At 40.0% G+C, this 25,610-nt stretch carries 24 protein-coding genes; 10 read left to right on the top strand and 14 right to left on the bottom strand.

Going from position 1 to position 25,610, the window contains the following annotated elements; translation table 11 throughout:
- Positions 1-4: 4 nt before the first annotated feature.
- Genes trpC through KK060_RS08145 form a run of 6 tightly spaced genes read left to right on the top strand, consistent with a single transcriptional unit; the run spans position 5 to position 4,867 of the window.
- Positions 5-820 carry an indole-3-glycerol phosphate synthase TrpC gene (gene trpC / locus KK060_RS08170; protein ID WP_254153222.1) on the top strand — a complete coding sequence of 272 codons (816 nt, stop codon included), beginning with the start codon at positions 5-7 and terminating at the stop codon, positions 818-820.
- A gap of 14 nt (positions 821-834) precedes the next feature.
- On the top strand, positions 835-1,476 hold the full coding sequence (locus KK060_RS08165; RefSeq protein ID WP_254153221.1) for a phosphoribosylanthranilate isomerase: 642 nt from the start codon (positions 835-837) through the stop codon (positions 1,474-1,476).
- Between the two features lie 2 nt (positions 1,477-1,478).
- A complete protein-coding gene (gene trpB / locus KK060_RS08160; protein ID WP_254153220.1) occupies positions 1,479-2,660 on the top strand; it encodes a tryptophan synthase subunit beta in 1,182 nt (393 codons plus the stop codon).
- Between the two features lie 49 nt (positions 2,661-2,709).
- The gene (gene trpA / locus KK060_RS08155; RefSeq protein ID WP_254153219.1) at positions 2,710-3,489 is read left to right on the top strand and encodes a tryptophan synthase subunit alpha; all 780 of its coding nucleotides are present in this window, start codon (positions 2,710-2,712) and stop codon (positions 3,487-3,489) included.
- 3 nt (positions 3,490-3,492) lie between these two features.
- Complete coding sequence (locus tag KK060_RS08150) at positions 3,493-4,500, top strand: bifunctional 3-deoxy-7-phosphoheptulonate synthase/chorismate mutase (RefSeq protein ID WP_254153218.1); 1,008 nt, start codon at positions 3,493-3,495, stop codon at positions 4,498-4,500.
- Positions 4,501-4,516: 16 nt separating this feature from the next.
- Positions 4,517-4,867, top strand: coding sequence for an ArsC family reductase (locus KK060_RS08145; RefSeq protein WP_254153217.1), 351 nt, complete (start codon positions 4,517-4,519; stop codon positions 4,865-4,867).
- Between the two features lie 73 nt (positions 4,868-4,940).
- Here KK060_RS08145 and KK060_RS08140 read toward each other — a convergent pair whose 3' ends face one another.
- The 4 genes from KK060_RS08140 to dinB all read right to left on the bottom strand — a co-directional run bounded on the left by KK060_RS08140 (position 4,941) and on the right by dinB (position 10,157).
- Positions 4,941-8,042, bottom strand: coding sequence for a DNA polymerase III subunit alpha (locus KK060_RS08140; RefSeq protein WP_254153216.1), 3,102 nt, complete (start codon positions 8,040-8,042; stop codon positions 4,941-4,943).
- Positions 8,043-8,085: 43 nt separating this feature from the next.
- Positions 8,086-8,238 (bottom strand): hypothetical protein, encoded by a 153-nt coding sequence (locus KK060_RS08135; protein ID WP_254153215.1) that lies wholly within the window; start codon positions 8,236-8,238, stop codon positions 8,086-8,088.
- A 61-nt stretch (positions 8,239-8,299) separates the two neighbouring features.
- The gene (locus KK060_RS08130) at positions 8,300-8,860 is read right to left on the bottom strand and encodes a 2'-5' RNA ligase family protein (RefSeq protein WP_254153214.1); all 561 of its coding nucleotides are present in this window, start codon (positions 8,858-8,860) and stop codon (positions 8,300-8,302) included.
- 103 nt (positions 8,861-8,963) lie between these two features.
- Positions 8,964-10,157, bottom strand: a complete 1,194-nt coding sequence (gene dinB / locus KK060_RS08125) for a DNA polymerase IV (RefSeq protein WP_254153213.1) — start codon at positions 10,155-10,157, stop codon at positions 8,964-8,966.
- A gap of 243 nt (positions 10,158-10,400) precedes the next feature.
- Here dinB and KK060_RS08120 point away from each other — a divergent pair, with 243 nt between their 5' ends.
- Positions 10,401-11,174, top strand: coding sequence for an XRE family transcriptional regulator (locus KK060_RS08120; RefSeq protein ID WP_254153212.1), 774 nt, complete (start codon positions 10,401-10,403; stop codon positions 11,172-11,174).
- Here the strand turns inward: KK060_RS08120 and hemF are convergent, their stop codons facing one another.
- The 5 genes from hemF to KK060_RS08095 all read right to left on the bottom strand — a co-directional run bounded on the left by hemF (position 11,175) and on the right by KK060_RS08095 (position 18,142).
- Entirely contained in the window at positions 11,175-12,077 is a 903-nt protein-coding gene (gene hemF / locus KK060_RS08115; RefSeq protein WP_254153211.1) for an oxygen-dependent coproporphyrinogen oxidase, read from the bottom strand. It abuts the gene before it with no gap.
- A gap of 36 nt (positions 12,078-12,113) precedes the next feature.
- Positions 12,114-15,032: a DEAD/DEAH box helicase gene (locus tag KK060_RS08110; RefSeq protein ID WP_254153210.1), complete on the bottom strand. Its 2,919-nt coding sequence runs from the start codon at positions 15,030-15,032 to the stop codon at positions 12,114-12,116.
- Positions 15,033-15,241: 209 nt separating this feature from the next.
- Positions 15,242-16,147 carry an alpha/beta hydrolase gene (locus tag KK060_RS08105; RefSeq protein ID WP_254153209.1) on the bottom strand — a complete coding sequence of 302 codons (906 nt, stop codon included), beginning with the start codon at positions 16,145-16,147 and terminating at the stop codon, positions 15,242-15,244.
- Positions 16,148-16,215: 68 nt separating this feature from the next.
- On the bottom strand, positions 16,216-17,247 hold the full coding sequence (locus KK060_RS08100; RefSeq protein ID WP_254153208.1) for an LLM class flavin-dependent oxidoreductase: 1,032 nt from the start codon (positions 17,245-17,247) through the stop codon (positions 16,216-16,218).
- Positions 17,248-17,359: 112 nt separating this feature from the next.
- Positions 17,360-18,142 (bottom strand): Rieske (2Fe-2S) protein, encoded by a 783-nt coding sequence (locus KK060_RS08095; protein WP_254153207.1) that lies wholly within the window; start codon positions 18,140-18,142, stop codon positions 17,360-17,362.
- Between the two features lie 107 nt (positions 18,143-18,249).
- On the opposite strand from KK060_RS08095, the gene KK060_RS08090 reads away from it, so the two are divergent.
- Positions 18,250-18,537 carry an Rdx family protein gene (locus tag KK060_RS08090; protein WP_254153206.1) on the top strand — a complete coding sequence of 96 codons (288 nt, stop codon included), beginning with the start codon at positions 18,250-18,252 and terminating at the stop codon, positions 18,535-18,537.
- Positions 18,538-18,549: 12 nt separating this feature from the next.
- On the opposite strand, the gene KK060_RS08085 is transcribed toward KK060_RS08090, so the two are convergent.
- The 3 genes from KK060_RS08085 to KK060_RS08075 all read right to left on the bottom strand — a co-directional run bounded on the left by KK060_RS08085 (position 18,550) and on the right by KK060_RS08075 (position 20,668).
- A complete protein-coding gene (locus KK060_RS08085; RefSeq protein WP_254153205.1) occupies positions 18,550-19,122 on the bottom strand; it encodes a hypothetical protein in 573 nt (190 codons plus the stop codon).
- 453 nt (positions 19,123-19,575) lie between these two features.
- Complete coding sequence (locus KK060_RS08080) at positions 19,576-20,229, bottom strand: NAD(P)-dependent oxidoreductase (protein ID WP_254153204.1); 654 nt, start codon at positions 20,227-20,229, stop codon at positions 19,576-19,578.
- 208 nt (positions 20,230-20,437) lie between these two features.
- On the bottom strand, positions 20,438-20,668 hold the full coding sequence (locus KK060_RS08075) for a DUF3820 family protein (RefSeq protein WP_437124571.1): 231 nt from the start codon (positions 20,666-20,668) through the stop codon (positions 20,438-20,440).
- A gap of 156 nt (positions 20,669-20,824) precedes the next feature.
- Between KK060_RS08075 and KK060_RS08070 the strand changes: the two genes are divergently transcribed.
- Positions 20,825-21,781: an AlbA family DNA-binding domain-containing protein gene (locus tag KK060_RS08070; protein ID WP_254153202.1), complete on the top strand. Its 957-nt coding sequence runs from the start codon at positions 20,825-20,827 to the stop codon at positions 21,779-21,781.
- Positions 21,782-21,784: 3 nt separating this feature from the next.
- Here the strand turns inward: KK060_RS08070 and KK060_RS08065 are convergent, their stop codons facing one another.
- The gene (locus KK060_RS08065) at positions 21,785-24,355 is read right to left on the bottom strand and encodes a DUF3857 domain-containing protein (RefSeq protein WP_254153201.1); all 2,571 of its coding nucleotides are present in this window, start codon (positions 24,353-24,355) and stop codon (positions 21,785-21,787) included.
- Between the two features lie 187 nt (positions 24,356-24,542).
- Between KK060_RS08065 and KK060_RS08060 the strand changes: the two genes are divergently transcribed.
- A complete protein-coding gene (locus KK060_RS08060) occupies positions 24,543-25,001 on the top strand; it encodes a DUF4268 domain-containing protein (protein WP_254153200.1) in 459 nt (152 codons plus the stop codon).
- A 200-nt stretch (positions 25,002-25,201) separates the two neighbouring features.
- Here KK060_RS08060 and KK060_RS08055 read toward each other — a convergent pair.
- On the bottom strand, positions 25,202-25,610 hold a 409-nt coding region (locus KK060_RS08055), incomplete at its 5' end, for a cell division ATP-binding protein FtsE (protein WP_254153199.1).

The following is a 25,610-nucleotide window of genomic DNA, read 5'->3' as shown; positions in this document are numbered from 1 at the left end:
TATAATGAATATACTTGATCAGATTATCCAACATAAGCGAAACGAAGTCAATGACAGGAAGAGTCTGTACCCCATGAAGCTGTTGGAACAAAGCATATTTTTTTCGTCACCTACAGTCTCTTTAAAGAAGTATGTTCAGCGCGAGGATAAGACAGGTATTATAGCAGAGTTTAAAAGAAAGTCTCCTTCTAAAGGCGTCATTAATGCACATGCTTCTGTAGAACGAACTACAATCGGTTACATGCAAGCCGGTGCTTCTGCATTATCTATTCTTACAGATAAGAACTTCTTTGGTGGAACCAATGAAGATTTAGTGATTGGTCGCAAGTTTAATTTCTGTCCTGTTTTAAGAAAAGATTTTACCATCGATGAGTACCAGATTATAGAAGCAAAATCGATTGGCGCAGATGCCATTCTTTTAATCGCCGCAGTCTTGTCTCCGAAAGAATTAAGCCAACTCACAAACGTTGCTCACGCTCTGGGATTGGAAGTATTGCTTGAAGTGCATAATGAAGAAGAGCTTGAACAAAGTGTTGAAGCAGGTGCAGATCTTATTGGAGTAAACAATAGGAACTTAAAAACGTTTGAAGTAAGTATTGATACGTCGAAAAAGCTTGCCGATAAAATACCTGCTGGTGTAGTAAAGGTTTCTGAAAGTGGTATTTCAACAGCAGAAACAATTATGGAACTAAGACAATACGGTTATGAAGGTTTTCTAATGGGAGAGAACTTTATGAAGCACGCGCGGCCGGAGTTAGCTGCTATGGAGTTTATGACGGAGTTAAGAAAACGAATGGTACAGAGCAAGTCTGTTATCTAAGAATTACTAATGTAATGACAGCGAAAGCAAAAATAAAACTTAAGGTGTGTGGCATGCGGCTAGCGGATAATATTATTGACGTGAGCACTTTTATGCCTGATTACATGGGTTTTATTTTTTTTGAAGACTCTCCCCGTTTTGTAGGAGAAAAGTTTCTTCTTCCGGAAGAACTTCCCGCTACTATTGAAAGGGTAGGTGTTTTTGTAAATAAAAGTACCGAAAGAATAATGAATCTGCTAAACGGCACTGGAATTACGACGGTGCAACTACACGGAAGTGAAACAGTCGAACAATGTTTAGAGCTAAGGCAAAATGGCTTGGAAATTATCAAGACATTTTCAATTGATGATGATTTTAACTTTGAAGATACAAAGCCTTACGTTGACGCCGTAGATTTCTTTCTATTTGATACAAAAGGAAAGTATTATGGCGGTAATGCCAAAACGTTTAATTGGAACATCCTTACGCGGTATCACCAGCAAGTACCGTTCTTTTTAAGCGGAGGCTTAAATGAAGATAATATTAAAGATGCATTGCTGTTAAAAGACATGAATTTATATGCGCTCGATGTTAATAGCGGTGTAGAGCACCAAGCTGGATTAAAAGATTTGAATAAAATAAGAGCAATAATTAATATTCTTAAAACCAATTCCTGATTATGAATTATAAGGTAAATGATCGCGGGTATTATGGAAATTTCGGTGGGGCATACATACCTGAAATGCTTTACCCCAATGTTGAAGAGCTTCGTAATAACTATTTGAAAATAATAAGCGAGGAAGGTTTTAAGAAAGAGTTTTATGACCTTCTTAAGAACTACGTGGGCAGGCCAAGCCCATTGTATTTCGCAGGTCGCTTGTCGCAAAAACATAGCACTAAAATTTATCTTAAGCGCGAAGATCTTTGCCACACAGGCTCACATAAGATCAATAATACAATCGGGCAGATACTTGTTGCAAAGCGATTAGGAAAGCAAAAGATCATTGCCGAAACAGGAGCAGGGCAACATGGTGTGGCTACGGCTACTGTCTGCGCCCTGATAGGAATGGAATGTACAGTTTACATGGGCAAGGTAGATATGGAACGTCAGAAACCTAACGTAGAGCGTATGCGAATACTCGGAGCAAAGGTTGTTCCTGCCTTAAGCGGAAACATGACATTAAAAGATGCTACCAATGAGGCTATGCGTCATTGGATAAATAATCCTACGGATACACATTATATAATAGGTTCTGTAGTAGGGCCTCACCCTTACCCTGATATGGTAGCACGGTTTCAATCGGTCATTTCAGAGGAGATAAAGAAACAGCTTGAGGAGCAGGAGGGAAACCCATATCCCGACTATGTGTTTGCTTGTGTTGGCGGAGGTAGTAATGCAGCAGGCGCTTTCTTTAATTTTCTTGATGATGAACATGTAAACCTTGTAGCTGTAGAGGCCGCAGGTAAAGGCATTAACTCGGGCGAGTCTGCTGCCACTACTGCGCTAGGCAAACCCGGAGTACTTCACGGTAGTAAAACGTTATTGATACAAACAGAGGATGGTCAGGTCATTGAACCTTATTCAATTTCAGCAGGACTTGATTACCCGGGTATAGGACCAATACACTCGCATTTATTTGAAGTAGGCAGAGCAAAGTTCGTAAGCGCTACAGATGACGAAGCAATGGATGCCGGAATAGGATTAAGTAAACTGGAAGGCATTATACCTGCCGTTGAGTCTGCTCATGCAATTGCTGCGCTTGATCAGTTTCAATTTGATAAGGACGATATTGTTGTTGTGAATTTGTCAGGAAGAGGAGATAAGGATCTTGAAACCTACATTCGATGGGGTAAGTACTGATTCACTAAGATAATTATTGTTAAATGCAGACTTATATCATTTCGTTAAAATGAAAAATAGAATTACGAACCTTTTCTCAACAAAAAACAAAGGCATTCTTTCTGTTTTCTATACAGCAGGATTTCCCAATATGGATAGTACGGTTACAATTGCAAAGTTACTGGATCAGTCAGGAGCGGATATAATTGAAATCGGAATTCCTTTCTCTGATCCCGTTGCTGATGGTCCAACAATCCAGCAAAGTAATAAGATAGCGCTTGATAATGGAATGAGTGTTAAGTTACTCATAGAGCAGGTAAAGGAAATCAGAAAGCAGAACGTGAAGGTTCCTATAATTCTCATGGGATATCTAAACCCTGTGATGCAGTATGGTATTGAAAAATTCGTAAAGGATGCTGCCGAAGCCGGCGCCGACGGACTAATCCTACCCGACATGCCGTTGTATGAATATGAAGAACACTATAAGTCATTATTTGAGGCTAATAACCTTTGCAACACTTTTCTAATCTCTCCCACAACATCGGAAGAGCGGATAAAAAGGATTGATAGTTTGACAAAGGGGTTTATCTATGCAGTATCAGCATCAAGTACAACGGGTGCAAAGAATACTTTTGCAGATGAACAGGTGCAATATTTTGAGAAACTTAATGGGATGAGTTTAATAAATCCTTTTCTAATAGGATTTGGTATTTCGAACAACCACACGTTTTCAAAGGCAAGTGAATACAGCGCAGGTGCTATTGTGGGTAGTGCCTTTATCAATCTACTGAAAGATTCTAAAGATTTGGATACAGATATTTTAAACTTTGTTAAACAATTGAAAGGATAAGGTATGATCATCCAATTGGATAAAAACATAAGCAACCAGGAGAAGCAGGCAATCATCATTAAGATGAAGGAGCTTGACTACAAAACCACGGAGGTTACAACACAAAAGGGAAACTATCTCGTTGGTATAGGCAAAAAGGAATTTGATATCCGCCAGGTAGGATCAATGAAAGGAATAGCGGACGTACATAGAGTATCGGATGATTATAAACTTGTTTCGCGGAAATGGAAAGTCGGACGTACGGCTATTGATCTTGGGGATGGCGTTATCATTGGAGACGGATCGTTAAGTATTATGGCAGGCCCATGTTCTATTGAAAATGAAAAGCAGGTTGAGCTTACCATACAACATTTAAAGGCTAATGGAGTACGGATGATGAGAGGTGGTGTTTTTAAACCAAGAAGCTCTCCGTATGCTTTTCGTGGATTAGGAATCCCTGGATTAAAAATGTGGTATGAGCAGGCACGCGCCGCTGGAATTAAAATTATCAGTGAGGTAATGCAAGTGAGTCAGATCGCTGAGATGTATGACTATGTAGATGTTTTTCAGGTAGGAGCCCGAAACACACAAAACTTTAATCTGCTTGATGAACTTGGTAAAGTAGATAAGGCAGTAATGATTAAGCGTGGAATATCAGGTACTATTGAAGAATTGCTTTACTCTGCAGAATACGTTTTTTCCGCAGGTAATGAAAAATTAATGCTTTGCGAACGCGGAATCCGTACATACGAGAAAGCAAGTAGAAATACAATGGATATTAATGCCATCCCGATCTTAAAAGAAAAAACTCATTTGCCTATTATTGCAGATCCTTCTCATGGTATTGGTATTCGCGATTTTGTAGAGCCAGTAGCATTGGCAGCAGTAGTTGCAGGTGCTGACGGGCTCATCTATGAAACACATGAAAAACCAGAAGAGGCTGCCTCTGACGGCCAGCAAACTCTTAACTTTGAGGAGTCAGAAAACCTTATTCGAAAAATAAGGAAAGTTATGCTAGCACTACAGGATTAAACGAAACAAAACATCTATGATTGTCTACGGAATTAAGAACTGCAATACAGTTAAAACAGCTCTCGATTGGTTAAAGAGTAAGAATATTGATTTTGAGTTTCATGACTATAAAGCGAAAGGCATTACGGAAAGCAAGCTGAAAGAATGGAGTAAGCAGGTAGGGTGGGAGAGCCTGGTGAACAAGAGAGGTACAACATGGAGGCAACTTGATAAAGAACTTCAGGAAAAGATTACTTCCGAGCCCGCAGCCGTTAGTTTAATGAAGGAGAAGACAAGTATCATTAAAAGACCACTCATAGAAGAAAATGGAAAGGTTCTGGCTCTCGGTTTTGATGAATCGCAGTATAACAAAACTTTTAAAGCATAGCTGTGAAAATATAACTAGTCTTGTTCGTAGAGGTAACACATTTGAAGGAATGTAGTTAAAGTAATTTTACGTTTTAGTCTTGTTGCTGAGGTATAGGAGGGCTAAAGGCTGAATGTTCTCTCATAAACTCTTCTGCACGCTTATTGATTATCGGTAGTTTTTCCATAGATGTCACTTCTACCATTGCGACGCCGAAATCTTCTACTACGCTGCCCTTTATGGCGTAAAATCCTCTTCCCCGAAAGGGGAAATTTTTAGTAACATCAGGAAAATGCACGGTGTCGAATACATTTCCTTTTCGATCGATGAAAGTCCCAAACTGCATTGTTTGTCCTCCGCGTGTCCTTGTGTCTTTAGTAGTCACAAGATAGCCATCTATAGTTACGTGTGTTCCTACTTTTTTCATTAGTTCTTCCGCGAGCGTATCGCTTGTCGCGGCAGCGTCGACAAGTTCGAAAGGATCACATAAAGGAAATCCGAGCAACTCAATCTCGTCGAACGCATCTTCAATTCCTTTTCTGGTAAGAGCAGGTAATGGGTAATCTTTTGGCTCCGTTTCGAAAAGAGAGGATACATTTTTCCGCGAATGCTTGTTGCTGAAATGTAACATAGCTTCCCATAGTAATTGTTGTTTACTCTTTCCGGTAAATCGCAGCGCGCCGATTCTTACCAGAATGCGTAGTTGCTCAACTCCAATGTTTATTCTTTTCAGTAAATTGTCAATACTCTGATACAAGCCGTTTCTCTTTCGTTCCAGCGAGATTTCCTGTGCTAATTTACTTTCAAGGCTTTTGATGTGTACAAAACCTATATAGATGTGATCGTCATAAATAGTAGTGAGATATTCTGAGTTATTAATGCAAGGAGCCTCAATCTTTGCACCGTTCATTCTAGCTTCGTGAAAGTAGAATTCTGTTTTATAAAATCCTCCAAAGTTATTGATTACACCTACCATGAATTCCAATGGGTAATGCGCTTTTAAATAAAGACTTTGATAGCTTTCAACCGCATAACTTGCAGAATGTCCCTTTGCAAAGGAATACCCTGAGAAACTCTCGATTTCATACCATACTCTATCAATAATGTGCTGTTCATAATGCCGTTTATGACACTCTTCAAAAAAACGATCCCTCACTTTTTTAAATTCTTCGCGCGATCGGTATTTACCTGACATTCCTCGGCGTAAAACGTCAGCTTCCGTTAATGTAATCCCGGCAAATTCATGTGCTACTTTAATTACATCTTCCTGGTACACCATCACCCCGTAAGTCTCTTTCATCAATTCGTCTATCTTCGGGTGAATTGCCTCGTAAGTTCGTCCATTCCTAACAGCGTGAAATCTTTCAATATAAGCCCGCATCATTCCGGAACTTGCTACGCCGGGGCGTATAATAGAGCTCGCTGCAACGAGTGTCAGATAATCTTCACATTTTAATTTACCCAGCAACATGCGCATAGCAGGTGATTCAACATAAAAGCATCCCATCGCTTTACTGTTTCTCAGCAAGGCTTTTATCTTCTCATCTTTTTTGAAGTCTTCAAAACGATTAATGTCTACATCAATTCCTCTGGTTCTTTTTACGTGTGCTATGGTTTCTTTGATGTGACCTAATCCACGTTGGCTGAGAATATCAAATTTGTAGATTCCAAAATCTTCGGCATTGTGCATTTCAAACTGAGAAACAGGATAGCCTTTTGGAGGAAACTCAGTTGCTGTATAGGCATAGATTGGCTTCTCTGTAATAAGTACGCCTCCTGCGTGAATGGATATGTTTGAAGGTAACTCTTTTTCTACGATGTATTTTGAATAATTAAAGATCAGTTTAGTGATGTGGTCTCGCTCACTTATTCTTTTCGGGTTCTCTACCAAGGCGTCAATTTCGTCCTTTGGTAATCCAAAAACTTTTCCCAGCTCTCTTAGTATTGATCTCCATTGGTAAGTAACATGTGTTCCTAAAAGACAAACGTGGTCGTATCCGTACCTTTCAAAAATGTAATTGTAAATGGCATCTCTGTTATCCCAGGAGAAGTCAATGTCAAAATCAGGTGGGGTAGAACGTTCTTCGTTTAGAAATCTTTCGAAGTACAAGTTCAATTCAATAGGATCTACGTTTGTGATACCGAGGCAATAAGCTACTGTACTATTGGCGCCGCTACCACGGCCTACAAATTCATAGCCTTGTGATTTGGCAAATTTTATTAAGTCGTAAGTAATGAGATAATATGCCGTGAACTTCTTCTCCCGGATAATCCTTAATTCTTTTCGAATCCTTTTCTTAATTTCTTCTTTGTCAGGATGGTGACCATACCGAACGTCAAATCCTTTCCATGCTTCTGTTTTTAATAGTAACAAATCATCCTCAAGTGATTCTGTATAAAATTGTCTGTTCTTGTCTTTTCCCAGCACTTGTTCAATTGAACACTGGTTGATCAGCCATTGCGTATTTTTTATTAGTTCCGGGTACCTTTCGAAATTCTTTTTCAATTCTTCCTCAGGAATCATGTATTCATCAGAGGCGGCACGCTGGTGCTCTGCAAGCTTACTTAATAGGGTATTATGAGCAATTGCGCGAAGAAGTCTGTGTGCATTGTAGTCTCTGTTTACTACCTCACCCTTTTTGTTTTTTGTCTTTGGGTTTTCCGGAGGAAGAAATGTAACAGGATGATGGATTACAAACTTGTTTTGATAACTGCTTTTTAAAGGATGCGTATTATAATAGTGTAATTGTTGTTTGTGTACGCCAATGTATTCATTTTCTTTAAGTTGCTCCGGTTCAATTTTACCCCAGGGGTAAATAGTAAAAACCTCATCAAAAGCTGGTGCTCGTAAGGGTAGTGGTTTCGCCTCCCGATTGTGATAGGAGAGAAACTTGTTAATGTTTTTAAATCCTTGATTGTTTTTTGCTATCGCAATGTACAACAATTCATCATCTCTTCTGAATTCTATGCCAACAGCTATGTCAAGTTGATAAGGTGCGTCTCCATATTTTGTTAACCCGTTTTCTCCAGGTATATTCTTGTCGCGGATACGCAGCATCTCCATGTAAGATGCGGTATTATTTATTTCCGTAAGAACCAACTTATGAACGCCACATCGTTTAGCTTCATCGAAAAGTCTTTGAACGGGAAGCGTTCCATATTTAAAGCTGAAGCCTGTGTGACAGTTAAGAAACATGACTTATTTTCTATCTCAAAAAGCAGATATGCATTGTTTATACTTATTCCTTTTCTACAAGTAAGTCCTTCGAACAGCAAGGCCAGTATTCAATAGGATTAAACTCGCACCCCTTGGCAGATTCGTGCATGTTTTTCTTCTCGGATGCTGGCGTGGTTAAACTTCCTGATGCATTCATCAAAAGAAGGTTGTCCATTGCTGTTGAAGGATCTGGAGAGGGTCCAGGTATTTTTAATAATTTAATATATGACGGTGAATTATGCATTCCCTCCAAACATAATGTCTTTAAAGTGAATCCAGCTTTTGTCTGCTTTAGCCAGTACAGTAATGCGATCACATAAAAAATGCTGGTTACTGTAATTCAAACCTTTGAGATAAGGCCAACATTTCAGGAAATCCTCATGTAAAAGATTTTTAGCTATGGTAATGTGAGGAATAAAATTCTTGTCTTCTTTGACAGTCTTTTCAAAAATTTCCTGTATAGGAGTTTTATTCACGATATCCATATAGATAGTTCTGTTAGAACCATTGTAAAAAGTACCGAAGTCCTTCAGGAAAATGTTAAACGGTTTTATTTCAGTAGCGCGTGCTTCGACAAACCGTATCATATGTTTCATATGATGTTCCGTATCACTGTATTTGAATAGGGAAATGTGAGCCCGCGAATATCGGTCGTTCAATTCTCGTCCTGTCAGGTAATGCACGTCATCTTTTAGCACGAATACATCGCTGGCGATATGGCGTGGCGGAGAAATGAGAAAAAATAATTCCTTAACTGGTTTTTCTGTTGGATGTGTTAACTGATAATTCAATTTCATAAATCCTCCTCTTATTTTAATTTTTGATCCAAGATGGGCCGAGCTTTTGTCAATTTGTGTCAAAACCATTCGGGACCATAAAAAACTTCTCTTTTTTTCAGGCTTATTTTATGTTTCCCTTAAACAGGTTCATTTCCATTCTTACCCGTTTATTAACATCTATGGTATTGGCACGAACCAGTTTTTCAACTCCGTGCTTGTGTTTAATAAAGTCAATAGCCTCATATAGGTTGATATCTTCTTCCGTATCGTCAAAAAGGCTAATTTGGTAGTTGCCATATACCAGCCCGCTAAGCCGTACGCCCACCAGCCGTATCAGCATTCTTCTATTATAGAGTTTATCAAAGAGCTCTTGTACTATTTTAAGTAGTACATGATCGGACGCCGTGTACGGGATATGTACCTGTTTTGTCTCCGTATCGAAGTTGGAGTAACGTATTTTTACCGTAACGCATGAGGCGAGTTTTTTCTGATCGCGCAGGTTAAAAGCAACCTTCTCAACCATGGCAATAAGAATAGATTTCAAACGCTTGACGTCGATTGTATCACTCTCAAAAGTGCATTCTGTTGATATTGATTTCTGTTCTGAATGCGGAACGACAGGGGCATTGTCAACTCCGTTTGCTTTATTCCATAAAGAAATACCATTTCTTCCAAAGGCACTGACAAGAAACTGAACAGGCATCTCACGCAGGGTTCTTACGGTGCGCACGCCCATGTCATAGAGAAACGACGACGTCTGTTTTCCAATCATCGGAATTTTATCTACTGCCAATGGATCTAAAAACTCCTTTTCTTTACCAGGGGGAATCTGTGCTTTTGCATTGGGCTTAAATTCACCGGTAGCTACTTTTGATACCAGTTTGTTAACAGACATTCCTAAAGAAATAGGAAGGGCTACTTCTTTCCTGATCTTTTCCTGTAGTTCAAGAGCCCATTTAAAGGCGCCGAAGTATTTATCCATGCCACTGGCGTCGATATAGAATTCATCGATAGACGATTTCTCGAAAAGAGGAGCTTCTGATGCGATCACTTCAGTTACTTCGTGGGACTCTTTACTATAAGACTCCATGTCTCCTGAGATTACCTTTGCATCAGGGCATAGTTGCAGTGCCAGGTACATCGGCATGGCAGAATGAACTCCAAATTTTCTTGTCTCATAGCTACACGCCGCTACCACACCTCTTCTGCTGCTTCCACCGATAATCAGTGGTTTACCTTTCAACTTTGGATTCCGTTTACGTTCTACCGCTACGAAGAAAGCATCCAAATCAAGATGTATGATGTTCCGTTCCATAAGGCTAAATAACTAAAAAAATTAGAATTATGTTTTTGTTATAAACTATTTATTTTAGTTTTGAACCGTTGTCGTTTTGCCATAGCAACAAACCCTTCACCTTCCAATGGGAGGTGTTGGGATTTTTGATTTTATGTGTTTTAGTAGATATTACCTGCCTTTAAGAAACTGTAGGGAGTCGGGGCGACCGTGTTAAGCGATGTTTAATCGAAATATTTTTTGTAACTCGCTAAAGCTTAAATTATGTTAATCAGTAAAAATCTAAAATTCCTCCGTACACAGTATAATCTCACGCAGAAACAACTCGCGGAAAAACTAGGATTAAAACAGGCGGCTATTGGTGCTTACGAAGAAGAGCGCGCCAGTCCGCCGCTATCATCTTTGCTTGATCTTACCAAAATATTTAAGGTTAACCTCGATCTCCTTGTTAACCATGATTTGAGTAAGGTACCGCAAAAAGAATGGAAAGCACAGCAGCTATCAAGAGGGAAAGAGATTCTTGCAATCACTGTCGATAAAAATAATAAGGAGAATGTTGAGCTTGTTTCACAGAAGGCATCAGCAGGTTATCTTGCAGGCTTTCATGATACAGAGTTTATACAAGACCTTCCTAAAATAAGCCTTCCTGTTCTTCCTAAAAATACCACTTATCGTGCTTTTGAAATTCAGGGTGATTCTATGTTACCTGTGCAACCCGGTGCTATTATCTTCGGTGAATATGTCGACGACTTGTTTTCAATTAAAAGTGGTAAGCTGTATGTACTTGTTCTAAAAGATGGGATTGTTTTTAAAAGGGCTTTCAACTTCCTCGAAAAGGAAAATAAGCTTTTGCTCGTATCTGACAACAGGTTGTACGCGCCGTACTTTGTAAATGCAGAAGATGTGTTAGAGGTATGGAAAGCACAGGGTTTCTTCAGCAATAAGTTTCCTGAGCTGGACGCTAATAATACATCACTGGCAGAACAAATGGCGCTTCATCTATTTCAGGCACAGCAGCAAGCAAAATCGAAAAAGTAGTTATACCCAGTCTATTCCTTTTTTCAGAAGCAAAAGCGTTTTTGCCTCTGCAGAGTTTGCTTCTGGCGAAAAGTTATAAACCCAGTTTGCTTGGGGTGGAAGACTCATAAGAATGGATTCAGTTCTGCCATCTGTTTCCAGACCGAACTTCGTTCCTCTATCCCACACCAGGTTAAATTCAACGTATCTTCCGCGGCGCAAGTACTGCCATTGTTTTTCCTTTTCGGAATAAGGGAGTGTGCTATTCTTTTTCATAAAGTAAGTGTAGATGGGTGCAAAGGACAGCCCCACACTTTTTACAAATTCAAATCTCGATTCTTTTGTGAATCCATTATCTGCCTTCAGGTTGTCGAAAAAGATACCGCCGATGCCGCGTGTTTCATTTCTGTGTTTGATGAAGAAATAATCATCGGCCCAATTTTTAAAGTCACGATAGTAGGAGGGATGATGTTGATCACAAACCGCTTTAAGTTGCTTGTGAAAATATTGAGCATCTTCTTCGACCAGATAATGCGGCGTAAGGTCAATGCCACCACCGAACCACCAAATCCCATTTGACATTTCGAAGTACCGCACATTCATATGGATAATAGGAACCATGGGACTTGCAGGGTGCAAAACAATAGATACGCCTGTAGCAAAGAATTCGGATTGCGTTTCACTTGCAAGACCAAGTGTTTTTAATGTAGGTGCGGGTGTTTGACCCCAGACAGCTGAAAAATTTACACCACCCTTTTCAATAATCTTACCATTAGAGAGAACTCTTGAAATTCCGCCGCCGCCGCCGGGGCGCTCCCATTGGTCTGCTATAAATTTTCCGTTACCATCTGCCTCTTCAAGTTGTTTGCAAATACTGCCTTGTAAGCCTATAAACCAATCCTTAATTTCTTCTTTAGCGATCATTATTAATTGCGCTTCTTGTGGCTGAAGTTAATGGTATTATCCGAATAAAAACTCAACGTCTTCTCTTGATAAATTCTTTACAAATCCTGAATCTTCCTGGATCAGATCATCTGCAAGCATTTTCTTTCGCTGCTGTAGCTGAAGTATTTTCTCTTCAACGGTGTCTTTACAGATCATCTTATAGGCAAATACTTTGCGTTTTTGTCCTATACGATGTGCCCTGTCAATTGCTTGTAATTCTGCAGCAGGGTTCCACCACGGGTCTACTATATATACATAATCTGCAACCGTAAGGTTAAGACCTACACCGCCGGCCTTTAAGGATATAAGGAAAGCTTTTATGTTCTCATCTTCCTGGAATCGTGTAACCTGTTCTTTTCGCTGATTTAAGGAAGTACTTCCGTCCAGGTAAGAATAGGTAATACCGTTGTTCTCAAATTCTCCCTTAATCAGCTGAAGCATTTCTGTAAATTGGGAGAAGATAAGAATCTTGTGATTGCCGGCGTTCTCCTGTACTTCGCGGATGAGCTCTTCAATCTTTACTGATACCTTTAAGCCATCATCCCGTTTGTCTACCATTGCAGGATGGTCGCAAATTTGTCTTAATCGCAGCAGACCTTCCAATACATCCATACCTGATTTTGCAATGCCATGCTCATCTATCTTCTGCAGGAGTTTGTTTCTGTAACCATCTCTATACTGGTTATAGAGCTTGCGTTGTTCTGCATCCATAGTACACCACAGTACAGTAATGGTTTTATCCGGAAGATCTTTTGCAACCTGTTCTTTGGTTCGCCTTAAGGTGAACGGATGAATGAGCTTCTTTAAGTAGAGCGTTTTTTCTTTGTTTCCTAACTTATCGATGGGATGAGCAAACTCCCGGTTAAAGTATTCACGGGAGCCTAACAAGCCAGGGTTAAGAAAATTAAATTGCGCATATAGGTCAGACGTGTTGTTTTGAACAGGCGTACCACTAAGTATGACCCGGTTTACCGCCCGAAGTTGCTGAATCGCTTTCGTAACCCTTGCATCAGGGTTCTTGATTGCCTGACTTTCATCCAGGATAATATATTGCCATAGATACTTAGTCAGATCTTCCAGGTCGTTTCTGATAACGCCGTATGTAGTAAGCACAACATCATATTCGTTGAAATGAGATTCATTGAATTCTCGCTGCATACCATAGTGTGTATAGAACTTCATGGTAGGACAGAATTTCTGAATCTCACTTTCCCAGTTAAAGATGAGTGACGTTGGGCAAACAACAAGTTGCGTGCTACCTGGGTATTTCTCTTTCACGTATTGAAGGAAGGAGATGGTCTGCAACGTTTTACCGAGCCCCATATCATCAGCAAGGCATCCGCCCCAGCCAAGTTCGTCAAGTGCCTGCAGCCAGTTAAAACCGGATTGCTGATAAGGACGTAACGAAGCATTGATGTTTTTTGAAAGCGGTTCTTTTTTAATGCTGTCGAATTCTGCAAGTTTCCGTTTTCTCGCTTCTATATCCTGCTGAACAGTTTTGTCATCGATCTTATCAAGGATATCTTCAAGTAACGTGTAATGGAGTTTGCTTACGCGAAGGGTTCCGTTTTCTTCAGTACCGGTTCTTAATAGCAAACTATATTGGCTAATCCATTCTTCAGGAATATGACCCAGGGTACCATCTTCAAGCATGATGGTGTCCTGCCTATTAAGAATAGCCTGGCGAATTTCTTTTAAGCTAACGGTATAATCTCCCCATTGAATAGTTACCTTCAGATCGAACCAGTCGATGTTGGAGGTAGCTGCGATCATAAACTTAGGAACATTGGTAGTGTACCTAAATTTCTTAAGCTGCTCAAATCCGTGAACGCTATAGCCTTGTTCCTGCACCTTGCGCAGCATGCCAATAAACCATCCCTTTTTCATTACATCATCGAAGGGAAGATAATAGTATTGGTTGTTGCGTTGATTGGTAAAAGCAGAATGAAGTGTTCTTAAATAATCGTAAAGTTTTTTCTCCTCCGTTTTATTACGATGGATGATCTCAACTTTGTTGTTAACTTCAACAACATAGGTTTTGTCATCACTGTAATCAACTACAGCATCATGGTAGGCAAACTGAGGCCTGATCATCAGGTTGCTTTCGTTTAGCTCACTTAATAGGATACGAGGTTCTGGCTCTATGGTAACAAGAGATACATTAAGTTTGGGGCTTATTGTTACTTCGTATTTATCAAGCCATGGTACAATGTATTTGTTAATGATTTCCCTTTTTACTGATAAAGGAAATGTTAGTGGTCCGTTTTTAAAAAGATCAAGGATGGCCAATTCAGAAGGGTCGGAAGGAAGGTACAGCGTACCATCTTTCTCAATAATAAAACCACTTCTTATATTAAATTTCGATTCTGCACTATCCAGAAGTACGGTAAGTTTAATAACGATCAGCTCTCCGGTAGCGTCTGCTTTAAAAGTAAATTTTACATCGTTACCTAACTTAACAAACAGTTGCTGATGATTGTTAAATCGGCCACTTCTGAGAATGAAAAGATTAGGCCATGCTGCAAGACGCGACCATAGCTTTTGTAGTAATACGATATAGTGCTTTCTCAGGTTTAACAACTCTCTGGCTGAAGCGTGAGCCCATGAACCGGTGTCGCTATTACGGATAAAACGATTACCGGTGCGCGTCATCCACTCCAGTATTTTCTTATCTGAGAATTCCAGCAGATCGTTGTAAAATGCGTCGTCAAGTGGTTGAAGGAATGCAAGTCCTTTCTCTACCTGAAGAGAGATTCTTCTGAACTCTACTTTGCCGTTGCTTGTGTAAATCAATATCGGCTCTAAATCGAACCTGGTTGACTTGCCTGATACAAAATTGAACAAGAAGCCGATCTGATAATCAATGGTAAAGTCTGCTGGTAGGGCGGGTCTTGTTTCAATTTTTTGCTCCTCTCTCTCTTCCTCGAATAACATGGTAAGTTCTAGCTGTTAGATTTCCAGGTATTTATAAAATAGCTTTCAGATTACTAAGCAATTAGCAGTTAAAAGCCAGTATTTTTGGTCATAAACAGCGTGCAATATAACAATTCAGCAAGTGCTTCCGGTTGCTTGAAAACAAGAAGTTATCAACGTTTTATAAACAATTGAATTACAGGAGAATTGCTGGTCTAAACAGTACGTTTTTATCGGAGATGCGTGTCAAGAAAATTGAAGAGTTTATTTCTAACCTCTTCCGTGTCGAACATCACTCCATAATGCGGTGCATCTTTTACAATGATAATGTCATTTTTTACCCCTGCAAGATCAAGGTAAGATTTGAGCATGATCGATTGCTGATACGGGACCGATTCATCCTTTTCTCCATTCACAATAAAGAACGGAGGATCATTCTTATCCACGTAAGTGCTTGGGCTTGCTAGCCTTGCAAGGTCAGGCCTTTTTAGCGGAGAGCTTCCCAACAGTGTGCTTATCGATTCTTTTTCTTCAGGATTACTTTTTGCTGACATCATCAGCAAATCAGCGGGACCATAAAAATCAATTACTGTTTTTATCTGAAAGGAAGGCTTCTTTCCATCGGGATAAAATTCTTTAACGTTGTTGTTGAGCGAAAGGCCTATCAGAGAAGCGAGATGTCCACCTGCAGAAAAGCCTATAAATGCAAAGCGTTTCTTATCAAGCTTGTATTTATCTGCATGTGTATAAAGAAATTCAACGGCTTGTATACAATCTTTAATTTGTGCAGGAAACGCTGCAGTAGTGCTGTACCGGTAATCTATAGATGCTAATGCATATCCTTTTTCAATAAATGTTCTTATTGTGTTTCGCATGTAGCCCATGTCTGCATACTTGTCATTAAGCATCCAAGCGCCACCATGCACCCAGATTATCAGCGGTGTATTTCCCTTTGTATTGGAAGGGAGGTATATGTCCAGCAAATGTTTTTTTAGTGTATCATTTGCATAGTTTATGTTCTGATGGAAGGCAGTCCCCTCAGGGAAAATCGTCTTTATTCTTTCTGGTAGCTGACCAAAAGAAGTTTGAATACCAAATAAGGAGATAATAAAAATACAACGGATGGATAGTGTCATATGCTGAAAAAGGTATTCAGTAAATATAACACTTTCCCTGGTCTAATTTTATGGCCTGTAAGCGCTAATTATGCTTCAGCATTTAAAGCTTCCTGCGTTGCTTTTTGTAAGTCGAACATTTCGGCAAGCAAAGCATAAGAGCGCAACCGGTCTTCTGATGTTTCAGCAAAAGTGGCTACAACTATTTCTGATACATCCATGTTTTCGGCGAGGTCTTCAAGTTGTTTCTTTACCACATCTGGCGTTCCTACAACCATTCTTTGCCTGTTGTATTGAATGTAACGAAGTTCATCAGATGAATACTGATACGACTTGATTGACTCGTAGGAGGGAGTTTCATCCATTTGGCCTCGTGCTATGCTAAGTAACCGATAGTCCATTACAGCTTGCATGCGCGCCGCCTTTTCTTCTGTTTCACCACAAAACACAAAAATACCAACACTGTCTTGCGGACTGCTTAATTCAGCAGAAGTTTTAAAATTCTTTCTGTATTGTTCTATTGCCTCAGCGCCACCTACGGGATTAATAAATTGAGCAAATGATAAGGCTATTCCAAAGTGAGCTGCAAGGAAGGCGCTCTCGCCACTGGAAGTGAGCATCCACAAATTAGGTGTTGTATCTATTTTAGGAATGGCTTTCACTTTTTCATGCACTGTTCCGGGAGTTGCATCATCCGCAAAGAAAGCCTTTAATGCCCTGATTTGTTGAATGTACTCGTTGGGCTCAAAGTTATTCGAAGGATTTAAAACTGATGCCGTAAGCCTGTCGCCACCTGGGGCACGACCTATGCCAAGATCAATCCTTCCAGGAAACAACCCTTCCAGCAAACGGAAGTTCTCAGCAACTTTCAGTGCACTGTGATTGGGTAGCATAATTCCTCCAGAGCCGAGGCGAATACGTTTTGTCTCAGCGCCTAAACGTGCAATGAGTACCTCAGGTGCTGCACACGCAAGGGTACCAATGTTATGATGTTCAGATATCCAGTATCGGGTATAGTTTAAGCTCTCTGCGAGTTTAACAAGCTCTACGCTTTCCTGTAATGCTTCTCTGGCGTTACTTCCTCTTCGTATGGGTGTTTGATCCAATACACTAAGTTTCATGAGTTTCCGGTTTCGTTAGATCAGAAACACATTTTTGTGAAAAGAAGTGCCGGCTTTAGTAAAATATTTGGAGAACCTGAACCTGATAATACTCGTGAGAACGTGAACTACCTTATAGACTGATGTATACCTTGGAGTTCATTTCAGAAACCCGATATGTATTTATTTTCTCTTTAGCTGGTCCTGCTTTAACATTTCCATTTGTTACATCGAAGTGAGAGCCGTGCCATGGGCATTGCACCGTACCACATATTAACGCACCACCTGCAAGTGAGCCACCCTTGTGCGTGCACCTGTCATCAAATGCAGCAAAGCCCTTTTCGGTTTTGCATAAAACAATTCTCTTACCATTGGCATGTATCAGCTTCATCTGGTTTACGCCCAGTTCATCAGACGACGCTACTTCAATATCTCCCTGAGCATTCTCAACGTACAGCTCTTTCCATTTTCCTGCATCAGCATAACGCGGGTCGACCCCGATCTGATTTCTGTATACAAGGGTACCACCCATCCATCCGGCGAAGCTGAGCATGACAACAGCGATTCCTTGCAACGCGGTGATGATAAGCAGTGACACGTCTTCTGCAGCAAGAAGCAATGCAATAGAGAAGATAGCCACTACCATTACATTGGTTAAGCCATGCTTTGTAGCCCGTTTCTTTGCGGAGCTTTTAGGAGGCACGGTATAGATGTAGTCAATAATGCCGGGTATAGCTGCTAAAAGCGCGAATCCTATTCCTGCTACAGCAAGGTAGCCTGCTGTCTGATGAAAGTTTGAACTATCAAACAGCAACCCCAGGAGGTTGAATAGAAATGTGCTGATGAATAAGCCGATTGGAAATGAAACAAGAATGGGATGTATGGGGTGACTTTTTATCTGGGCTCTGCTTTTCATAACACTCTTGATTAAGATATCTTTTTATTTAATGTCAGAAAAGATTATGCCTGCCATTTGCATGTGGCATTTGAACTATTACTTTGCAGCGTATAGTTTTAAAACTGATGAAGCCTGTAATCTCTATTGAATATTGCCCCAAGTGTGGCTGGATGCTTCGTGCTGCGTACTTTGCGCAGGAGTTGCTCACCACTTTTACGGAAGATGTACACGGTGTACTTCTGAGACCAAGCGAAGTCAATGGTACTTTTATAATCTCCATCAACGATAAAGAAATCTTCAATAGAAAGTCATCCGGAGGAGGATTCCCTGAGGTGAAGGTATTGAAACAAATGGTACGAGATATAGTAAACCCAGGAAAAAGCCTTGGCCATTCCGATAGAAAACAGCCCTAGTGCTTATTGCTTTTAATACTGAGCAGGATCAACCTCCTTCACCACCTGGTTTCGATAGAAATCTTCAATAATAACTTTAATTTTCACTCCAGGTTTTTGTAACAATTCTTCATTAAGCATCATCATAAAGTCATTGCTACTTTTTTTATCCGCGAGCGATGTAGCCAATACAAATCCATTTTCATCAACCATAGTAACTCTCACCTTGTTAACATTAAAATCCTTTTTTGAAACCTTAATACCAATAGTTTTACCGGGTTTGTTGTTGGTCTTCTTAACTGTTATCTCTTTGATTTCTCCTTTACGCATGTATTCTGTTATGGCCGCGGTGTAGGCGTTCGAAACCTTGAGTTTTTTAGCCTTCTGCTGATAGTAAGCCTTCTTTTGAGGATCTTTGGTTATGAATTTTGCATATACTGTTGCCTCCTTGAACTTATCCCTGTTCGCTTTCTGTTGTTCACTTTGTTTTTTAGGGGTTGATGGTTTTACGGAGAGAATAGTTGTGCCATTGACCTTTCTGAACATAATACCGCCCAGTTTGCCGCGCATTTCTTTAACCATAGGATTTAAGCGAATTGTAGCCATAAAATTTACTTTTTTGGCAACTTAATAGTGGGCTGTGACAAATAGTGTCAAAAACTTCTTGTAGGGTTAGGAGTTCGTAATTTTTTTACAAAACCCTGTATGCGGCCTACTTCTTTCATACCCTTTCTGAAGGGATTCGCTGAGATGCTGTTTAAAGGCTCATCTAAGACCTGCCTAAGCCTTCTCTAAGTCTTTCTCCACGCTCAGTCCACGGTCTTCGCAGGCTTTCTCCAGGCTTCAGGGATTGTTATCGATTAACAGATTTTAAAGGGAATAGAATTGATGAAAGGCGTAAATGAAGATTACCAAAATACGAAAAAATCAGCGAAAGCGCGAGTGATCGTTGTTTTAAATTAGCAGGAAAACAGACAGGTGTTTAAGGAGAAATGCGTATTAGAAAATTTTGAAGAAACATTCACACACGCAGGGTTTCTGCATGTGTGAATAAGAAGATTAATAAGCTACTGTAAATCTTTTCTTGATGAATTGGCCCTTTTCCAGCTCGTCTAAAAGTGCCACGCAAAGGTCTTCAGCAGAAATTCTACTTTCTCCCTTTTCATCAAAAACAGGTTGGTCTGTACCCAGCCTGTATTTTCCTGTTCTTCCGTCCTTAATTCCCTGGTGCATGAGGATAGCAGGACTTAAAAAAGTCCAGTCAAGATCTTTTTCCTTCTTTAGAATATTCAGGTAATCGCGTGCTGCCAGAGCTCCTGCTTTGTATTCCGCAGGGAATTTCGGTGTATCAACCAATTGTACCCCGGGAGCTACTTCAAGGCTACCGCCACCGCCAACAAAGAGAAAACGTTTTACACCTGCAGCTTTTGTGCCTTCCTGTATTGCCTGTGCCCCCGCAAGGAAGTCGTTATAGATATTTGGATTATCCCAACCGGCGTTATAAGTACTTATTACAGCGTCATGGCCTTTCACCAATTCAGCAATGTTTTGAGCATCCATGGCGTCACCTTTTTTTACAGTGAGCTTGCTATCTTTTACTGTTATCTTTTCCGGATGCCTCACTATTGCCGTTATATCGTAACCACGTGAAACGGCTTCCTTGAGAAGCGCTGTTCCCACAAATCCTGATGCTCCTATAATTGCAACTTTCATTTCGATGAGTGTTAAGTGAATTTAAAATGCTACCTGTTAACTGCAATAATATAAGCATTTCATTTCTATACCACCTTCTTAATAAGATATTCTACTCATATGCCGTTTCGGCCTTCGGGTAGTTCTTTATTTCTAATGTGATGGAAACAACTATAGATGATAGAGAAATTTAAGTGGCATTACATGCAACATCTGCAACATCAACTCACTAGCGCTTTTTCTTTAAAGGCTCCAAAAGATAATCGAGTCCGTTAATCTTGATTTCGTAAATGGTACCCAACAACATACCTAGCTTGCCAGGAGGAAAACCTTCTTTTGCAAACCACTCAAGATAGCTTACAGGAAGGTTGCACAATGTTGTTCCTTTGTATTTGCCAAACGGCATAGGCATTCTTACAAGGGTTAACAAGAGGTCAGAGTCGGGTTCAGGTGCTTGCACGATAGTACTTGGTTCGTACGCAAAGGTAGTCTTTTTGGCTAGCAGGTGTTCAATGCTTATACTTTAAATTTCCTTTCTTAATGGAGTTATCTATCTCAATCAGTTTTAAAATAGTTTGCGGTAATATTTTAAATTACAACTACGTTTTAATAACTGATGATATCACAAAAGATCTTTAAGAAGCCACTGTTCAGCATAACGAAAGAAGATGTTGAAGCTTTTTTTAAGACCGCACAATTAGAAAGTTCCGTTCTTGAATTTAAATCTGGTGGAGTTCAAATCAGAGATGTACTAAAGGAAATAGCAGCGTTTGCAAACACCGAAGGTGGGTTGTTAATAATCGGTACACCCAAAGAGACAAAGCGAACTTTGGATAAACACGAAGATAGTGTTTGCTTGGGTGAACTTGATCTATGCAAGAGCATTCGGAATAAGGAGTCGCTTATGCAACAAGTAGCTACAGGCATTCTTCCATTTCCGCAAGGGATCTTAATACACGAGGTACTCTCAACAGAGGGCAATATTTTTTTTATTGAAGTGCCGCAAAGTATCTCGCCACCGCACCAGGTAGCAGGAGAGGGGCGATATTATGTTAGGATCGAAAAGAATTCGGTTCCTGCTTCTCATGCCATTGTTAAGGCGTTATTTTTTAAAACGCGTTCACCAGTACTTCATGTTTCAATAGCGGTGGCAAAGGCTCTTGATGCTCATCGTTGTGTAATTACGATTGATAACGCTTCAAAGTTTCCTGCTGAGAATGTAGGCCTGCATGTTGAACTCTATGGCGTTAATGATGTAAAGGATGATACGCAGCATTTCACTCCGCGTACTATTAACAACCAACTTAAATCGATTCACTCAGCGTATGTAAACAAGGGAATACTTTTTCCAGGAATGAAAGATGTGAAACACACCTTAATAGTTGAAGGCAGAAATGCACCTTATGTAGTTAAGATTACTTGCTGGTGCAGTGGTGCAGAATCAAAAACTAAATTCTGGCGATGTGATCCTGAAACACACGACATAAAAGAATATAACCTCCAATCAGAGGAGGATATTCTTGATCTTCAATCATACATCGCGACGGAAGAATTACCCATTAAGTTGGATTGAGGATTAAAACCTTGAGTCGGTCTCCATTATTTCAGACTTTACTTCTGTAACATCATCTTCATCGTCATCATTCATTCTTATAGTGAAGGTTTCCTTTACACGTTGCGAAATGTTTAAATAGGGTATCCAGATTATTGCCGCTAACAGTGTTTTTCCTATCTCCTGAAAGTCAGTATAAGAAGATTCTTCCGTAGCATAATTCGTTATCACAACGTCGGCTGTAAGAACGATAAAATTAGTAGCGAGCTGAATGCTCATGAGCAGCGGGAAAGATGATCTGCGTTGAAAGAAGAGCACCACCAGTAATACGCTAAAGAGGAGTTTAATAATGTTGTACACGTGAGAAAAGAAGGTGAAAGCAAACAAGCCGTATTGCTTTGCTGACAACCAGGTCATCCAACCTGTGCCTGTAATAAGGTGTGCGTTTGATCCCAGGTCCATTAACAGCCGGATTGGTGTTATTACTAAGCCTATCGCAATTAGAATAAGCCATCCGCCGATAGGAGAGCCATGTACAAGAAAGCGTTCCGGTTTTGGATCGTAGCGATGGTACAGCGCGAACATGGAGTAAACACCAGCAACAATGGATAGAATGGTTGTAATAATTCCTGGAAGTATGTTTTTTGAAGCCTCAGCTATATCGTTATTATAGTTAAGTTCATATGTAAGATGACTATACATCTTGCTGTGATCTTTGATGTATTGTGCGATTTTGTCGACGGGGATATGGTCTGTCTTTGTCTGGTAGTGTGTCATTATTGAGAACTCATTACCATTGTTATTTATTCTATACTCATACAGGTAGAAATCATTCTCAATTTCCTCGTCAACGGGATTGACGGTCCAGCTTTCAGGGAGTGTTACATTGATGTGGTGGTAGAAATTTACAGGGTAAGATAAGTAATAGGGGGATGTACGTTGCTGTATGTTCTTGTTTACGTTAAAGTAGTTTGCGATGGATTGAGGTTCGAATATGCAGTATATTTTGTTTTCCTCATTTTCAATCGGTTTCCAGAAGGTAGGAATAGAATACTTTTCTTCTACCGTAAAGATGTTAGAATTCCTGTCGTCATGGAATGTGAGCTTGCCCCAATTTGTGATGTCAGGATAAAGATTAGCATAGTACTGCTTATACCTTTTTTGGATTGACTCTAACGGAGTTCCTGCAAACTCACTTCTTTGATAGTCGGCATCTGAACCGGTATATGTTGTTTTTACGGTCAATATTGCGGCACCGCCAATACTAGTGACTGTGAAATTCTGTACCTCTGTGGTAGTTGGAGTTTGTGGAGATGGTAACGAATCAAGTGCGGTAATGTGCTGGTCTATTACCAGGCCGCGTCTGTAATCCGGGAAATAGTAGTGAAACAAATCACCGCCCTGGTTACTTACTGTAGGGTCGATATAGATTTTTGCATCGTTAAAGATAATTTGTACCACACAATGATCGAAGAAAAGGGACGATGGTAGGCGATCCTCGATTGTATGTTTTAAAGTTGTGTTTACCAACATCGGGTAAGCTTCAATACCCCGTGCTTGAAGCAATGTTGTAAGTAACAACGATTTGTCTTTGCAATCTCCGAAACGCTGGTCGTAGATCTGGAAAGGAGGATAAGGCTTATGAGAATTGATACCACTTTCAAATCCCAGGTATCGTACTTCATCCTGTACAAAGCGAATTACTTCAAGAATATATGCTGAATCTTTTTCTGCCTGAAAAGAAGAAGCTACTTCCTTTTTGATTTTGTCTTTGTCGGCCTGGCTTACAGTAAACAAGTTCTGCGCCCATTGGCCAACAGCTTCCCACGATTCAAAATCGGAAATCATAAACACCTTGCTGTTATCGTACCATGCAGGTGTGTTGTTGTCGTATTCAGGAGGGTTTGTCCGGCCAATATTCCATGTATAATGCACCTCATTTGCTGTTTTTGTTATTTGAGGTTCTGGCACTTTTTCTCCTAATGACTTAACGCTTACTTTTTTTGATGCGGGTAGAATCAGTTTTCTGAAAGACTTGTCGATACTCTGATAAAAGTCTAAATAATACGTTCGCGCAACATGACCTTTATGTATTGGATTATATCCTTTTCTGGTAAACGAATATTCAACAATGTCGCCTACACGAATGTCTTTTAAATTAATGACAGCAGTTTTAGAGCCATCGTACAAGTAACGATCCATGCTTTGTTCGCGCTGGATAACCTGAATGTCTTTGGATAACTTGTTGTATGAAGTATTACCTCTGATGATTTTTACTTCATGGAAGATAAGCTGTTGATAAGATGGATCGAAATTGAAATTAAGATCAGACATCTCTTGTACCCCTTCTGATGTAAGAATTACGTACGCATAGTGGTAGTAATCTTCCTGGGTAATGGTATTCTCCTGCTCGTCAGACAATAGATAGTAATAACCCGACCCTTGTCCTGCATCCGGTTTACCTTTTTCGTTATAAGTTATAGGTTCAACCCAGGGACTGGCATTTGCAAATTTAATATGGTCTGGTTGGGCAAAAGCAGTAAGAGACAATGCAATGGCAAAAAGGATTAAGCCAACGATAGAGCAGGGTTTCATAGGTTAGTTATATCAATGACAAATATAGGTAAACGGTAAAAGTTAAAAACAAATCTTTAGCGGCAATTCTTACATCACACTATTCAGGTGGTAACCGTATTTCGTTTTCTTAAAAGGGGAGATGATACCAGAAATGGATGAACCTTATTTTTTAAGTGGTATGGTGTGTTAATATGTATCTTGCAAAATGTTTAAAAGGGAAGAGGCATCGCGGATCAGACAAGAGTTCTGGACTACCTTTGGCAAATATATGAGCCCAATATTGTCAGCCGAAGGGCTCAAGATAAATTGGATAAATTATCATACAAGACTTAAGGATGTTTATTTCAGAATGGATGCCGGACAAAAATCTGCTTCCATTTATATTTCGTTGGAACACCAGGATGTTGAAATCCAGGAATTATATTTTGAACAGTTTCTGGAGTTTAAAACCATGTTGCATAATATCCTGGAAGAGGAGTGGGAATGGCAATTACACGTACCTGTTGATGGTAAGGTAATTAGCAGGATATATAAGGAACTGCCTGGCTTTTCTGTATTTAATAAAGAACATTGGCCCGATTTAATATCTTTCTTTAAGCCCCGAATTATAGCGCTCGATAACTTCTGGCAAGACGCGAAATATAGTTTTGATGTGTTGAGGTGAACCCATCAAGATAAAATCTATTAATTTTTTAAACCATTTCAGCAAATGTCAATACTGGTAGTAAGCTGAACTTGAACCAATTGAGACCTTATCAACTTTTTACATCAATTTGAAAGCCAGCAGATTTCAAACTGATAAAATAAATCGTTCATGAGACCTTAGAAGCCTCATATATGGAATTCAACTTAGAGGAGAAGGTGTTAATACTCTGTCGTGATCTCAAACTTGTCTTTGGCTGAGTCAAGTACTTTTCCGTCTTCACATTTAAGAATGCGTGCCGGGAATTTCTTTATCAAACCATAGCCATGGGTAGCCATAAGAATGGCAGTACCACTTTTGTTGATTTGTTGAAAGATGCGCAGAATACCATAGGCTACTTCAGGGTCGAGGTTTCCTGTAGGTTCATCTGCAATAAGAATTTGAGGTTCATTAAGAAGTGCCCTTGCAATAACAACCCGTTGTTGTTCACCACCTGACAATTGATGGGGCATTTTCTTTTCAACTGATCCAAGTCCTACCTGCATCAGCACTTCAGAGAGTCGCGCCCGCATCTTGCTGTTGTCTTTCCAGCCTGTAGCTTTCAACCCCCACATAAGATTCTCCGCTACG

Source organism: Chryseosolibacter indicum, from assembly GCF_018598585.1.
In the GTDB taxonomy this organism is placed as follows: domain Bacteria; phylum Bacteroidota; class Bacteroidia; order Cytophagales; family Cyclobacteriaceae; genus Chryseosolibacter; species Chryseosolibacter indicus.
The sequence above is the reverse complement of the archived record's forward strand: the minus strand, read 5'-3'. Positions and strand labels throughout refer to the sequence as shown.